Consider the following 12,346-nt stretch of genomic DNA (forward strand, 5'->3'; position numbering starts at 1 on the left):
CGAAAGCGGAGTGTCAGTCGCTGGATATGTTGACTGATCCACCGCCTTCGCGAGCAAGCCCGCTCCCACATTTGATTTGTGGTGTGCCTGCTAGAACGGCACATCCCCCAAAATCGTCGCCCGATGCATCACCCGCCGTTGCGGCCGGTAATCATCCACCGCGTAATGCTGGGTCACGCGGTTATCCCAGAACGCCACGTCATTTTCTTGCCAACGCCAGCGAATGGTGAATTCCGGCCGTGTCGCGTGCGCAAACAGCAGCTTCAACACCGCCTCGCTTTCCGCCGGCTCCAGTTCATTGATCTTGCTGGTGAACCCTTCACTGACGAACAACGATTTACGCCCGCTCACCGGATGCGTACGAATCACCGGATGGGACAGCGGCGGGTTCTTGCGCCGGGCTTCTTCCCAGCGCGCTAAATCTTCCGGCGTGTTGCCATAACGCTCCAGCGGGAAGGAGCGGGTGAAGTCATGGGTTGCCGTCAAACCGTCCAACAGCTTCTTGAACGGCTCGGACAACGCCTCATACGCGGCAATCCCACTGGCCCACAACGTATCACCACCAAACTCCGGCAACAGCTTGGCGCTGAGCACCGCGCCGAGGGCCGGGGTGGGCAGGAAAGTCACGTCGGTGTGCCAGATGGCGTTGTCGCGCACATCGGTCACGGCGGTGTCGAGGATCAGCACTTCAGGCTGTTCCGGCACGTTGGGGTAGATCGGGTGAATGTGCAGGTCGCCGAAATGCGCCGCGAACCGTGCCTGTTGCTGCGGGTTGATCGGCTGGTTGCGGAAGAACAGCACCGAATGTTTGAGCAGCGCCTGTTCGATAGCGTCGCGTTGTTCGATGTTCAGCGGTTGGGTGATGTCGACGCCACTGATCTGGGCGCCAAGGGCGGTGCTGAGAGGTGTTACGGTCAGGCTGCTCATGGGATTCTCGTCGAAAAATGCTTAGTGTGCCTGGCCATGCCACGGCACCAGTTTGCGCTGCAGGGCACGCAAGCCCATTTCCATCGCAAAGGCGATCAATGCGATCACCAGGATGCCCAGCACCACCACATCGGTGACCAGAAACTGCGCGGCGGACTGCACCATAAAGCCCAGGCCGCTGGTGGCGGCGATCAGCTCGGCGGCCACCAACGTCGACCATCCGACACCGAGGCCAATCCGCACGCCGGTGAGAATGTCGGGGAGGGCGCTCGGCAGGATTACGTGACGAATCAGCTGTGCCCGTGTCGCACCCAACGACTGAGCAGCGCGCAGTTTGGCCGGGTCGACGGTACGTACGCCGGTGGCGGTGGCGATGGCGATCGGCGCAAAAATCGCCAGGTAGATCAACAACACCTTGGACAGCTCGCCGATGCCGCACCAGATCACGATCAGCGGCAGGTAAGCCAGCGGCGGGATCGGGCGGTAAAACTCGATCAGCGGATCCAGAATGCCCCGGGCGATGCGGTTGGAGCCGATGGCAATCCCCACCGGCACGGCGGTCAGCACGGCAAAGCCGAGGCCGAGGCCGATACGCTTGAGGCTCGCGCCCAAGTGCTGCCACAGGGTGGAGTCCATGTAGCCAGTGGTCGCCAGCAGCCAGCCTTTTTGCAGTACGGCGGAAGGCGGTGGCAGGAACAGCGGCTCGATCAGCCCGCTGGCGGTCACAGCCCACCAGATGGCAACCAGGGTCACCAGGGTGAACACGCTGATCCAGCGGGTGCTCAGGCTGCGGCGTACGGGCACGGCGGGTTTGCTCACCGGCTTGGCGGCCGTGGCCGGTAATTCATAACTGCTCATGCGGACACCTGCCGTTGGGAGAACACCTTGCCCAGCACGTGTTCGCGGGTTTCGATAAAGCGCGGGTCGGACTTGATCGCCCGTGCAGACTCACCGGCGGCGTAGCGCTGGCCGAAGTCCAGGCTCAGGCGCTCGACGATCTGCCCGGGGTTAGGCGCCAACAGAATCAGGTCCGTGGCGAGGAATACGGCTTCTTCGATGTCGTGGGTAATCAGGAACACCGGCTTGGCTGTGCGCCGCCAGACTTGCAGCAACAGTTCCTGCATCTGTTCGCGGGTGAAGGCATCGAGGGCGCCGAAGGGTTCATCCATCAGCAAGACGCGCGGGTCAGCAGCCAACGCGCGGGCCAGGCCCACACGTTGCTTCTGGCCACCGGAGAGTTGCCAGATGCGGCGGCCGTCGAAGCCGGCGAGGTCCACCAGGGCGAGCATTTCCCGAGCGCGGATTTCCCGCTGGGCCTTGGGTACGCCCGCCAGTTCCAGGCCGAAGCCGACGTTGGCCAGCACGTCCTGCCAGGGCAGCAGGGCGTCGTCCTGGAACACCACGCCGCGTTCGGCGCTCGGTCCTTTTACCGGCACACCATCAAGGGTGATGCGCCCGGCGCTGGGTTCGACAAAGCCGGCAATCAGGTTCAACAACGAAGTCTTGCCACTGCCGGAAGGGCCGAGGGCTACCAGCAATTGCTGGGGCCCAAGGCTCAGGGAAATATCGGCCAGTACGGGCTCCGGGCTGCCTGGGTACTGTGCGCTGATGCGCTCCAGTTGTAGCAAGGCCATCGCGGTGAACTCCTGGTATCAGTTAGTGATGAACTTCGGGCTGACGTACGGGGCGTAGTCCGGCAGTACGGCGTCGACCTTGCCCTGTTCCTTGAGGAACGCGGCGGTGTCGGTGACAGCCTTGGTGGTCGGCGCGCCAAGCAGGGTCACCTGGTCAGCCGCCAGCGGGTAGACGTTGCCTTGCAGCAGCAGCGGAATGTCGCTGGCCTTGGCTCCGGAGAGCTTCACCAGTTTGTCGACGTTGCCTTTGTCCGCCAGCCAGGCTTGTGGGTCTTTGCGGTAAGCGGCGTAGGCATCCAGGGTGACCTTGGCAAAAGCCGTGACGATTTCCGGGTGCTTCTCGGCGAAATCCTTACGCACGATCCAGGCATCGAAGGTCGGTGCGCCAAATTTGGCCAGTTCGCCGGAGGTGATCAGCACCTTGCCGTTTTCCTTGGCCACGCCGAGCGCAGGGTCCCATACGTAAGTCGCGTCGATATCACCACGCTTCCAGGCGGCGATGATGGCCGGCGGCGCGAGGTTGAGGATGGTCACTTTGGAGGGGTCGATGTTCCAGTGCTTCAGCGCGGCCAGCAGGCTGTAGTGGCCGGTGGAAACGAACGGCACGGCGACTTTCTTGCCGATCAGATCCTGCGGGCTGTTGATCCCGGAACCGTTGCGGGCCACCAGGGCTTCGGCGCCGCCGATCTGGGTGGCGATCAGGAAAGTTTCTACCGGGACCTTGCGGGTCACGGCAGCAGTCAGCGGGCTGGAGCCCAGGTAGCCGATCTGCACGTCGCCGGAAGCGATGGCGGCGATGATGTCTGCACCGTTGTCGAATTTGCGCCAGTCGATCTTGGCGTTGGTGGCTTTTTCGTAGGCGCCGTCGGCCTGGGCGACTTTCGCCGGGTCAACGGTGGTCTGGTAAGCGATGGTGACGTCGGCGGCCTGGGCAAACAGGCTGGCGCCGGCCAGGGACAATGCCGCCAAGAGGCGAAGGGGGAAGTGCAGTTTCAAGGGGAAGTCCTCATCAGGCGGCCGGAGGTCGGCGTGTGAGAAGACTAAATGATCTAAGAATCCGAAAATAAATAACCTTTTCGAATTAGCTTATGAGGAGAAACTTGAGCACCAGGCTATAAGGCGCATAGGTCAAATGTGGGAGCGGGCTTGCTCGCGAACGCGGTGAATCAGTCACCGAATACATCGACTGATACAACGCTTTCGCGAGCAAGCCCGCTCCCACAAGGGTCTGTGCCAGGCTTTTAGTTGCTGATGGCGAGGATGCTCGCCTGGTACGACCCGACAAACACGTCAAAATCGCCCACTTCGTTCTGCTCCAGCTCCGCCTGCTGCGCCAGCGAATTACGCGCCAGCTCTTCAAAGCGTGCCTGTTCCTCAGCCTTCAACGGCTCGCTGCGGAAGTGTTCGGCATGCACCTGGCTCTGATGCAACGAGAACTGCGCAAAGCTCTCTTTACGCTCGCTCATCGCCGCCAGCACCTGGGCCGACGGGGTCAGGGACGAATCCTTGACCTTCGCCAACTGGGCGTCCAGCGCCTGGCTGTGTTCATTGATGCCTTGGCTCTGGTCCAGCAAGGCTGCCAACGGAGCGATTTGCTCCAGCAACTCGGCGGCCCATTCCTTCATGTCCACCGATTCGCCACGGCGCTGCAATTGCAGGCCCGGACGGCGACCTTCCTTGACCACGCTGAGGAAGTTGGAGGTGGCGTTGCCGCACTCGTTGTCGGCGAACAGCGGGCTGTCATTCAGCGCGCAATACAGCAGGAACGCGTCGAGGAAGCGCGACTCTTGCAAGTCGATGCCCATCGGCAGGAACGGGTTGATGTCCAGGCAGCGCACTTCGATGTATTGAATGCCACGGGCCATCAGCGCCTGGATCGGCCGCTCGCCGGTGTAGGTCACCCGCTTGGGCCGGATGTTGGAGTAGTACTCGTTTTCGATCTGCAGGATGTTGGTGTTGAGCTGTACCCACTCACCGTCCTTATGGGTGCCGACTTCGACGTACGGCGCGTAGGGCGTTGCCACAGCTTCGCGCAGGCTGTCGGTGTAGCTCGCCAGGTCGTTGTAGCAAGGCGTAAGGCCGGCCTGGGCGTTGCTCTGGTAACCCAGGTCGCTCATGCGCAGGCTGGTGGCGTACGGCAGGTACAGCGTTTCGGCGTCCAGCACTTCCAGCTGATGCGAGCGACCACGCAGGAAACCCGCGTCCAGGGCCGGCGAGGCGCCGAACAGGTACATCAGCAGCCAGCTGTAGCGGCGGAAGTTGCGGATCAGCGCGATATAGGCCGTGGACTGGTAGTCGCGGTCGGTTCCTACAAAGCCTTCGGCTTCCTTGAGCAGCGGCCACAAGGCTTCCGGCAGGGAAAAGTTGTAGTGGATCCCGGCGATGCACTGCATGGTCTTGCCGTACCGCAGGGCCAGGCCCTTGCGATACACGTACTTGAGCTGTCCGATGTTGGAGGTGCCGTAGTAGGCAATCGGAATATCTTCCTCGGCCGGCAACGGGCACGGCATCGATGGACTCCACAGGTACTCGTTGCCGAGCTTGCTGTAGGCAAAACGGTGGATCTTGTCGAGGCTGCTCAGGGTATCGGCCGGGTTGGGCAACGCCGGGGTGATGAACTCAAGCAGCGACTCGGAATAGTCGGTGGTGATCTGTTCGTGGGTCAGTGCAGCGCCCAGCGCCTCGGGATGCGGCGTTTGTGCCAGTCGGCCTTCACCGGTGACGCGCAGGCATTCGCGCTCGATGCCGTGCAGGCATTGCTCGAGCAAAGAGAGGTGTTCGTGCTTGCCGAGCAGGGCCAGGCGGCGGTTGAGAAGTTCGCTCAAGTTGGATTCCTTCACGCGTCAGTCGCCCCAATATGGGGGTGGGCAGGACGGTCTACAAGGGTGAAGTGGAAACTGGCGTTATCGCCTGGTTTTCGAGCCGGATTGACCCACTCTGAAAGAGCCGCCCTCGTCCCTGATTCTGGCTATCGCGCACGAGGAAAAGTTCGGCGCAACTTTCGAAGCGCCGAAATTAACTCAAATCGATGACAGGGAGCTATAGGACAGCGAAGGTGCCTTGTGCTTTTGCGACCAGTTTTTCGTCCTGGTACACGTCAGCCTCGACCACCAGCGTGCGCCGACCGGGGTGAATCACCCGGGCAGTGCACAGCACATCGCCCTCGGAAACGGCGCGGATGTAGTTGATCTTGCATTCGATGGTCGCGCTCTGCTGGTCGAAACCATGGGAGCTGGAGCAGGCCAGCCCCATGGCAATGTCCACCAGGCTGAAGATCGCCCCGCCATGGAGCTTGCCAGCGCGGTTGCGCAACTGCGGCTCCAGGGACATGGCCACCTCTGCAACCCCGGTTTCCAGGCGTTGCAGGCGGCAGCCAATGAGTTCGCTGAAAGCGCTGTGGGTCAAGCCGGCTGGCAGTTCCATTAACGTTTCTTCAGTTGTTTGGCGTTGGCGAACAGCGAGGCCATGGCGTTGTTGGCCGGGGCTGGCGCAGTGGTTTCCTTGCGCGGTGCGCTGCCTTGGGACTGGCGGGGCGCCGAGCCTGGGCGTGCGCCGCGGGCACCGTCGATTTTCTCGCCCGGGGTGTCGCTCATGCGCATCGACAGGCCGACGCGTTTGCGCGGGATGTCGACTTCCATGACCTTGACCTTGACCACGTCACCGGCTTTCACCGCTTCGCGCGGATCCTTGATGAACTTCTCCGAAAGCGCAGAGATATGCACCAAACCGTCCTGATGCACGCCGATATCCACAAACGCGCCGAAGTTGGTCACGTTGGTGACGACGCCCTCGAGGATCATCCCCAGTTGCAGGTCCTTGAGGTCTTCGACGCCGTCCTGGAACTCGGCGGTCTTGAACTCGGGACGCGGGTCGCGGCCAGGTTTTTCCAGTTCTTGCAGGATGTCGGTGATGGTCGGTACGCCGAAGGTTTCGTCGGTGTACTTTTTCGGGTCCAGGCGCTTGAGGAAGGCGGCGTCGCCGATCAACGAGCGGATGTCACGGTCGGTTTCAGCGGCGATGCGTTGTACCAGCGGGTAGGCTTCCGGGTGGACGGCCGAGGAGTCCAGCGGGTTGTCGCCGTTCATGACGCGCAGGAAGCCGGCGGCCTGTTCGAAAGTTTTTTCGCCCAGGCGTGCGACTTTTTTCAGTGCTGCACGGGTCTTGAACGCACCGTTCTCATCGCGGTGGGTCACGATGTTCTGCGCCAGGGTGGTGTTGAGGCCGGAGATCCGGGCCAACAGCGCTACCGAGGCGGTGTTCACGTCCACGCCGACCTTGTTCACGCAGTCTTCCACTACCGCATCCAGGCCGCGTGCCAGTTTCAGCTGCGACACGTCGTGCTGGTACTGGCCGACGCCGATGGATTTCGGGTCGATCTTCACCAGCTCGGCCAGTGGATCCTGCAGGCGGCGAGCAATGGATACCGCGCCACGGATCGACACGTCGAGGTCCGGGAATTCCTTGGAGGCCAATTCAGACGCGGAGTACACCGAAGCGCCGGCCTCGGAGACCATTACCTTGGTCATCTGCATGCCTGGGTATTTTTTGATCAGCTCGGCGGCCAGCTTGTCGGTTTCGCGGCTGGCGGTACCGTTGCCGATGGCGATCAGGTCCACCGAGTGCTTGGCGCACAAGGCGGCCAAGATCGCTATGGTCTGGTCCCACTTGTTGTGCGGCACGTGGGGGTAAACCGTGGCATGGTCGAGCAGCTTGCCGGTGGCGTCGACCACGGCAACCTTGCAGCCGGTACGCAGGCCCGGGTCGAGGCCCAGGGTGGCGCGTGGGCCGGCGGGCGCGGCCAGCAGCAGGTCGTGCAGGTTGTGGGCGAACACGCTGATGGCTTCGGTCTCGGCGCCGTCGCGCAACTCGCCCAGCAGGTCGGTTTCCAGGTGGGTGTAGAGCTTGACCTTCCAGGTCCAGCGCACGACTTCACTGAGCCACTTGTCCGCAGGACGGTTCTGATTCTGGATGCCGAACTGTTGACCGATCATACCTTCGCACGGGTGCATGGTGCCGGGCAGCTCGTCGCCGACTTTCAGCGCGGAGCTCAGGATGCCTTCGTTGCGACCGCGGAAAATCGCGAGGGCGCGGTGGGACGGCATGCTTTTCAGCGGCTCATCATGTTCGAAGTAGTCGCGGAACTTGGCGCCTTCCTCTTCCTTGCCGGCGATCACGCGGGCACTGAGGGTGGCTTCCTGCTTCAGGTAATTGCGCAGTTTTTCCAGCAGGTTGGCGTCTTCGGCGAAGCGCTCCATGAGGATGTACTTGGCGCCTTCGAGGGCGGCCTTGACGTCGGCCACGCCTTTTTCGGCATCGACAAAGCGTGCAGCTTCGGTTTCCGGGGCCAGGGTCGGGTCGTTGAACAGGCCATCGGCCAGCTCGCCGAGGCCGGCTTCCAGGGCGATCTGGCCCTTGGTGCGGCGCTTCTGTTTGTACGGCAGGTACAAGTCTTCGAGACGGGTCTTGGTGTCGGCGAGTTTGATGTCGCGTTCCAGTTGCGGGGTCAGCTTGCCTTGCTCTTCGATGCTGGCGAGGATGCTGATGCGCCGTTCGTCGAGTTCTCGCAGGTAGCGCAGGCGCTCTTCCAGATGCCGCAACTGGATATCATCGAGGCTGCCGGTGACTTCTTTACGGTAACGGGCGATGAAGGGCACTGTGGAGCCTTCATCCAGTAGAGCGACGGCCGCTTCGACCTGTTGTGGGCGTACACCGAGTTCCTCGGCGATGCGGCTGTTGATGCTGTCCATAAAACCACCTGAAATTCTGAAAGCAGGCTCGCAGGCCCGGAAAACAAGGCTTGCGAGGCTGGTTGAGCGGCCCGACTGGCGCCGCTGCCTGGGTCAAGAGGCAGCCTATTGACCCTCGAAATCGAAAAAATCACTACAAGCGGGTGAAAAAAATCCCCTGGCAGTAAACGGCAACGAACTGACGTTGCCCTGCACAAAGGCGCCGCATTATAACCAGCGTTCCGCCCTTGGGGGGATTGCCGCCAAGGTTGTAGGGCGCGGGTTCGCTGGCGGTAGAGGAAAAATCTGCTAACAATGCACACGGTGCGTATAACGGCAGCTACGCCATAATGCGCGCCGAGATAAGAGGAGCATCTAATGAGCAGCACTGCACAAACTGCTGAAGGCGAAAAAATTCTCATCGTTGATGACGATCCGGGGCTGAGCAGCCTGCTGGAGCGTTTCTTCAACTCCAAGGGCTATCGCGCACGCGCGGTGCCAAACACCGAACAGATGGACCGCCTGTTGGGACGTGAAGTCTTCAACCTGGTGGTGCTGGACCTGATGCTGCCCGGCGAAGACGGCCTGACCGCCTGCAAACGCCTGCGCGGTGCCAACAATCAGATCCCGATCATCATGCTGACCGCCAAGGGCGATGAGCTGAGCCGTATCAAGGGCCTGGAACTGGGCGCTGACGACTACCTGGCCAAGCCGTTCAACCCGGATGAGCTGATGGCGCGGGTCAAGGCCGTACTGCGTCGCCAGGCCGCCCCGGTACCGGGTGCCCCAGGCAGCGAAGACGAAAGCGTGACCTTCGGTGACTACGAGCTGTCGCTGGCGACCCGTGAGCTCAAGCGTGGCGATGAAGTGCACATGCTGACCACCGGCGAATTCGCCGTGCTCAAGGCACTGGTGATGAACGCTCGCCAGCCGCTGACCCGCGACAAGCTGATGAACCTGGCCCGTGGCCGCGAGTGGGACGCCCTGGAGCGCTCCATCGACGTACAGATCTCCCGTCTGCGCCGGATGATCGAGCCCGATCCATCCAAGCCGCGTTATATCCAGACGGTGTGGGGCGTGGGTTACGTGTTTGTGCCGGATGGCACTGCAACCAAGTGACCGATGATTTGCAGAAGCGGGCTTGCCGGTATTGACTCGATAAGAGTCGGCCGGTTGCCCGGCGTTTGCAATTCTGCGAGCCTCGCTCGCTCCTGCAAGGTGTCTAGCTGTCTTCTATGAAAACCCCGTTGTGGTTCCCGCAAAGTTTCTTCTCACGCACCCTTTGGCTGGTGCTCATCGTCGTACTGTTTTCCAAGGCCCTGACACTGGTTTATCTGTTGATGAACGAAGACGTGCTGGTGGACCGGCAGTACAGCCACGGTGTTGCCCTGACCTTGCGCGCCTACTGGGCCGCAGACCCCGAGAACCGCGAGAAGATCGCCAAGGCTGCCACCCTGGTCCGGGTCGCAGGTGCGGGCGTGCCCGAGGGCGAGCAACATTGGCCCTACAGCGAAATCTACCAAAGACAGATGCAGGCCGAACTGGGTGAGGACACCGAGGTACGGCTGCGCATGCATGTGTCGCCGGCGCTGTGGGTGCGGGCCCCGAGCCTGGGGGAGGACTGGCTGAAGGTGCCGCTGTACCCGCATCCACTGCGGGGGCAGAAGATCTGGAACGTGCTGGGCTGGTTCCTGGCAATTGGTTTGCTTTCCACCGCGTCAGCCTGGATTTTTGTGCGCCAGCTCAACCAGCCGCTGAAACGCCTGGTGTTTGCTGCACGCCAGCTCGGTCAGGGCCGTAGCGTGCGGCTGCCCATCAGCGACACGCCGAGTGAAATGACCGAGGTGTACAGCGCGTTCAACCAGATGGCCGAGGATGTCGAACAGGCGGGGCGCGAGCGCGAGCTGATGCTGGCGGGGGTGTCCCATGACCTGCGCACGCCATTGACGCGTTTGCGGCTTTCCCTGGAGCTGATGGGCAACCACACCGACCTTACCGACGACATGGTTCGAGACATCGAGGACATGGACGCGATTCTCGACCAGTTCCTCGCGTTTATCCGCGATGGCCGGGATGAGGTGGTGGAAGAGGTCGACCTGACGGACCTGGTGCGTGAGGTGGTGGCGCCCTACAACCAGAACGGTGAGCAGGTGCGGATGCGCCTGGAACCGATCCAGCCGTTCGCGTTGCGTCGGGTCTCGATGAAACGCCTGCTGAACAACCTGATTGGCAACGCCCTGCATCACGCCGGTTCCGATGTGGAAGTGGCGGCCTACGTTTCCGGGGATACCAGTGCGCCGTACGTGGTGCTGAGTGTCATGGACCGTGGCGCCGGTATCGATCCCGCAGAGCTGGAAGGCATCTTCAACCCGTTCACCCGTGGCGATCGTGCCCGGGGCGGCAAAGGTACGGGCCTGGGGCTTGCGATTGTGCGGCGGATTGCTTCGATGCATGGCGGCAATGTCGAATTGCGTAACCGGCCGGATGGCGGTTTGGAAGCACGGGTTCGCTTGCCGTTGGGGCTGATGTTGCCCAGGGACGCGGTCTAAATGTGGGAGCGGGCTTGCTCGCGAAGGCGGTGGGTCAGTCCATAGAAATGTTGACTGACCCACCGCCTTCGCGAGCAAGCCCGCTCCCACACTGGTTTTGCGGTGCTTTACAGGTTGGGAGTCCTCAACCTTTGCCTTTGGTCCTGGTCATATTCGGCCCACCATTCTTCTCCAGATGCTGAATGATGATCCCCGCCACATCCTTGCCGGTGGTGGTCTCAATCCCTTCCAGGCCCGGTGACGAGTTCACCTCCATCACAAGCGGCCCGTGGTTGGAGCGCAAGATATCCACACCCGCCACACTCAACCCCATGACCTTGGCTGCCCGCAGGGCCGTCATGCGTTCTTCCGGGGTGATCTTGATCAGGCTGGCGCTGCCGCCACGGTGCAGGTTGGAGCGAAACTCACCCGGCTTGGCCTGGCGCTTCATCGCAGCAATTACCTTGTCGCCCACCACGAAGCAGCGGATATCTGCACCGCCGGCCTCCTTGATGTACTCCTGCACCATGATGTTCTGCTTGAGGCCCATGAACGCCTCGATCACCGACTCGGCCGCTGTCGCGGTTTCACACAGCACCACGCCGATGCCTTGGGTGCCTTCCAGCACCTTGATCACCAGAGGCGCGCCATTGACCATGTCGATCAGGTCGGGAATGTCATCCGGGGAGTGCGCAAAGCCGGTCACCGGCAAACCAATGCCACGGCGCGACAGCAACTGCAACGAGCGCAGCTTGTCCCGCGAACGGGCGATGGCCACCGATTCATTGAGGGGAAATACACCCATCATTTCAAACTGGCGCAGTACTGCGCAGCCATAGAACGTCACCGAAGCACCGATACGCGGAATCACCGCATCGAAGCCTTCCAGCGGTTTGCCCCGGTAGTGGATCTGCGGCTTATGACTGGCAATGTTCATATAGGCGCGCAACGTATCGATCACCACCATCTCATGGCCACGTTCGGTGCCGGCCTCGACCAGGCGACGGGTGGAATACAGACGCGGGTTACGCGACAGCACAGCGATCTTCATGCAACACCTGTGGCAGAGGTAGTAGAGACCGGGAACACCGGCTTGTCTTGAACGTATTTGAGGCCGGGATTGACCACCAGTTGGCCGTCAATCAGGGCTTTGGAGCCGAGCAACAGGCGATAGCGCATCGCCTTGCGGCAGGCGAGGGTGAATTCCACCCGCCATACCCGATCGCCCAGGGCCAGGGTGGTGCTGATCACGTACCGCACCTGGGCCTGGCCGTTGGAGCTTTTAATGGTTTTCATCGCCACCAGCGGCGCTTCGCAGCGCCGGTGGCGCAGTTGCACCACGCTGCCCAGGTGCGCGGTGAAGCGCACCCACTTCGCACCGTCGCGCTCAAACGGCTCGATCTCGGTGGCATGCAGGCTTGAGGTGCTGGCGCCGGTGTCGATCTTGGCGCGCAGGCCAGCCACTCCCAGGTCGGGAAGTGCCACCCACTCACGCAGACCCACAACGGTCAAATGGTCAAATGTCTTCAAT

The 12,346-nt window shown here is 61.8% G+C and carries 11 protein-coding genes; 2 read left to right on the forward strand and 9 right to left on the reverse strand.

Going from position 1 to position 12,346, the window contains the following annotated elements; genetic code table 11:
* Nucleotides 1-90: 90 nt before the first annotated feature.
* The 7 genes from tauD to NVB75_RS21355 form a co-directional block, all read right to left on the reverse strand.
* Nucleotides 91-927 carry a taurine dioxygenase gene (tauD, locus tag NVB75_RS21325; protein ID WP_258343178.1) on the reverse strand — a complete coding sequence of 279 codons (837 nt, stop codon included), beginning with the start codon at nucleotides 925-927 and terminating at the stop codon, nucleotides 91-93.
* A 21-nt stretch (nucleotides 928-948) separates the two neighbouring features.
* Nucleotides 949-1,785 (reverse strand): taurine ABC transporter permease TauC, encoded by an 837-nt coding sequence (gene tauC, locus NVB75_RS21330; protein ID WP_258343180.1) that lies wholly within the window; start codon nucleotides 1,783-1,785, stop codon nucleotides 949-951.
* Nucleotides 1,782-2,561 (reverse strand): taurine ABC transporter ATP-binding subunit, encoded by a 780-nt coding sequence (tauB, locus tag NVB75_RS21335; RefSeq protein ID WP_258343182.1) that lies wholly within the window; start codon nucleotides 2,559-2,561, stop codon nucleotides 1,782-1,784. Before tauB ends, tauC begins: the two co-directional genes overlap by 4 nt.
* An 18-nt stretch (nucleotides 2,562-2,579) precedes the next feature.
* On the reverse strand, nucleotides 2,580-3,557 hold the full coding sequence (tauA, locus tag NVB75_RS21340) for a taurine ABC transporter substrate-binding protein (protein ID WP_003213167.1): 978 nt from the start codon (nucleotides 3,555-3,557) through the stop codon (nucleotides 2,580-2,582).
* A 245-nt stretch (nucleotides 3,558-3,802) separates the two neighbouring features.
* A complete protein-coding gene (gshA, locus tag NVB75_RS21345) occupies nucleotides 3,803-5,386 on the reverse strand; it encodes a glutamate--cysteine ligase (protein ID WP_258343185.1) in 1,584 nt (527 codons plus the stop codon).
* Between the two features lie 214 nt (nucleotides 5,387-5,600).
* Nucleotides 5,601-5,984 (reverse strand): PaaI family thioesterase, encoded by a 384-nt coding sequence (locus tag NVB75_RS21350; RefSeq protein WP_258343186.1) that lies wholly within the window; start codon nucleotides 5,982-5,984, stop codon nucleotides 5,601-5,603.
* Nucleotides 5,984-8,308 (reverse strand): Tex family protein, encoded by a 2,325-nt coding sequence (locus tag NVB75_RS21355; protein WP_258343188.1) that lies wholly within the window; start codon nucleotides 8,306-8,308, stop codon nucleotides 5,984-5,986. The genes NVB75_RS21350 and NVB75_RS21355 overlap by 1 nt, the downstream gene beginning before the upstream one ends.
* 357 nt (nucleotides 8,309-8,665) lie before the next feature.
* Between NVB75_RS21355 and ompR the strand changes: the two genes are divergently transcribed.
* Together ompR and NVB75_RS21365 are read left to right on the forward strand one after the other, a co-directional pair.
* Nucleotides 8,666-9,406, forward strand: a complete 741-nt coding sequence (gene ompR / locus NVB75_RS21360; protein ID WP_003213175.1) for a two-component system response regulator OmpR — start codon at nucleotides 8,666-8,668, stop codon at nucleotides 9,404-9,406.
* Between the two features lie 116 nt (nucleotides 9,407-9,522).
* Nucleotides 9,523-10,836 carry an ATP-binding protein gene (locus NVB75_RS21365; RefSeq protein ID WP_003213176.1) on the forward strand — a complete coding sequence of 438 codons (1,314 nt, stop codon included), beginning with the start codon at nucleotides 9,523-9,525 and terminating at the stop codon, nucleotides 10,834-10,836.
* A gap of 124 nt (nucleotides 10,837-10,960) precedes the next feature.
* On the opposite strand, the gene rimK is transcribed toward NVB75_RS21365, so the two are convergent.
* Nucleotides 10,961-11,866: a 30S ribosomal protein S6--L-glutamate ligase gene (gene rimK, locus NVB75_RS21370; protein WP_010214091.1), complete on the reverse strand. Its 906-nt coding sequence runs from the start codon at nucleotides 11,864-11,866 to the stop codon at nucleotides 10,961-10,963.
* Nucleotides 11,863-12,327 (reverse strand): ATP-dependent zinc protease, encoded by a 465-nt coding sequence (locus tag NVB75_RS21375; protein WP_017478110.1) that lies wholly within the window; start codon nucleotides 12,325-12,327, stop codon nucleotides 11,863-11,865. Before NVB75_RS21375 ends, rimK begins: the two co-directional genes overlap by 4 nt.
* Nucleotides 12,328-12,346 lie beyond the last annotated feature (19 nt).

It is taken from the genome of Pseudomonas sp. CBS (assembly GCF_024734645.1).
GTDB lineage: Bacteria > Pseudomonadota > Gammaproteobacteria > Pseudomonadales > Pseudomonadaceae > Aquipseudomonas.

Excerpts from the sequence above, each read along its gene's own strand:
- tauD (WP_258343178.1), bottom strand. The coding sequence starts at position 927 with ATGAGCAGCCTGACCGTAACACCTCTCAGCACCGCCCTTGGCGCCCAG.
- tauC (WP_258343180.1), bottom strand. The coding sequence starts at position 1,785 with ATGAGCAGTTATGAATTACCGGCCACGGCCGCCAAGCCGGTGAGCAAA.
- tauB (WP_258343182.1), bottom strand. The coding sequence starts at position 2,561 with ATGGCCTTGCTACAACTGGAGCGCATCAGCGCACAGTACCCAGGCAGC.
- NVB75_RS21350 (WP_258343186.1), bottom strand. The coding sequence starts at position 5,984 with ATGGAACTGCCAGCCGGCTTGACCCACAGCGCTTTCAGCGAACTCATT.
- NVB75_RS21355 (WP_258343188.1), bottom strand. The coding sequence starts at position 8,308 with ATGGACAGCATCAACAGCCGCATCGCCGAGGAACTCGGTGTACGCCCA.
- ompR (WP_003213175.1), top strand. The coding sequence starts at position 8,666 with ATGAGCAGCACTGCACAAACTGCTGAAGGCGAAAAAATTCTCATCGTT.
- NVB75_RS21365 (WP_003213176.1), top strand. The coding sequence starts at position 9,523 with ATGAAAACCCCGTTGTGGTTCCCGCAAAGTTTCTTCTCACGCACCCTT.
- rimK (WP_010214091.1), bottom strand. The coding sequence starts at position 11,866 with ATGAAGATCGCTGTGCTGTCGCGTAACCCGCGTCTGTATTCCACCCGT.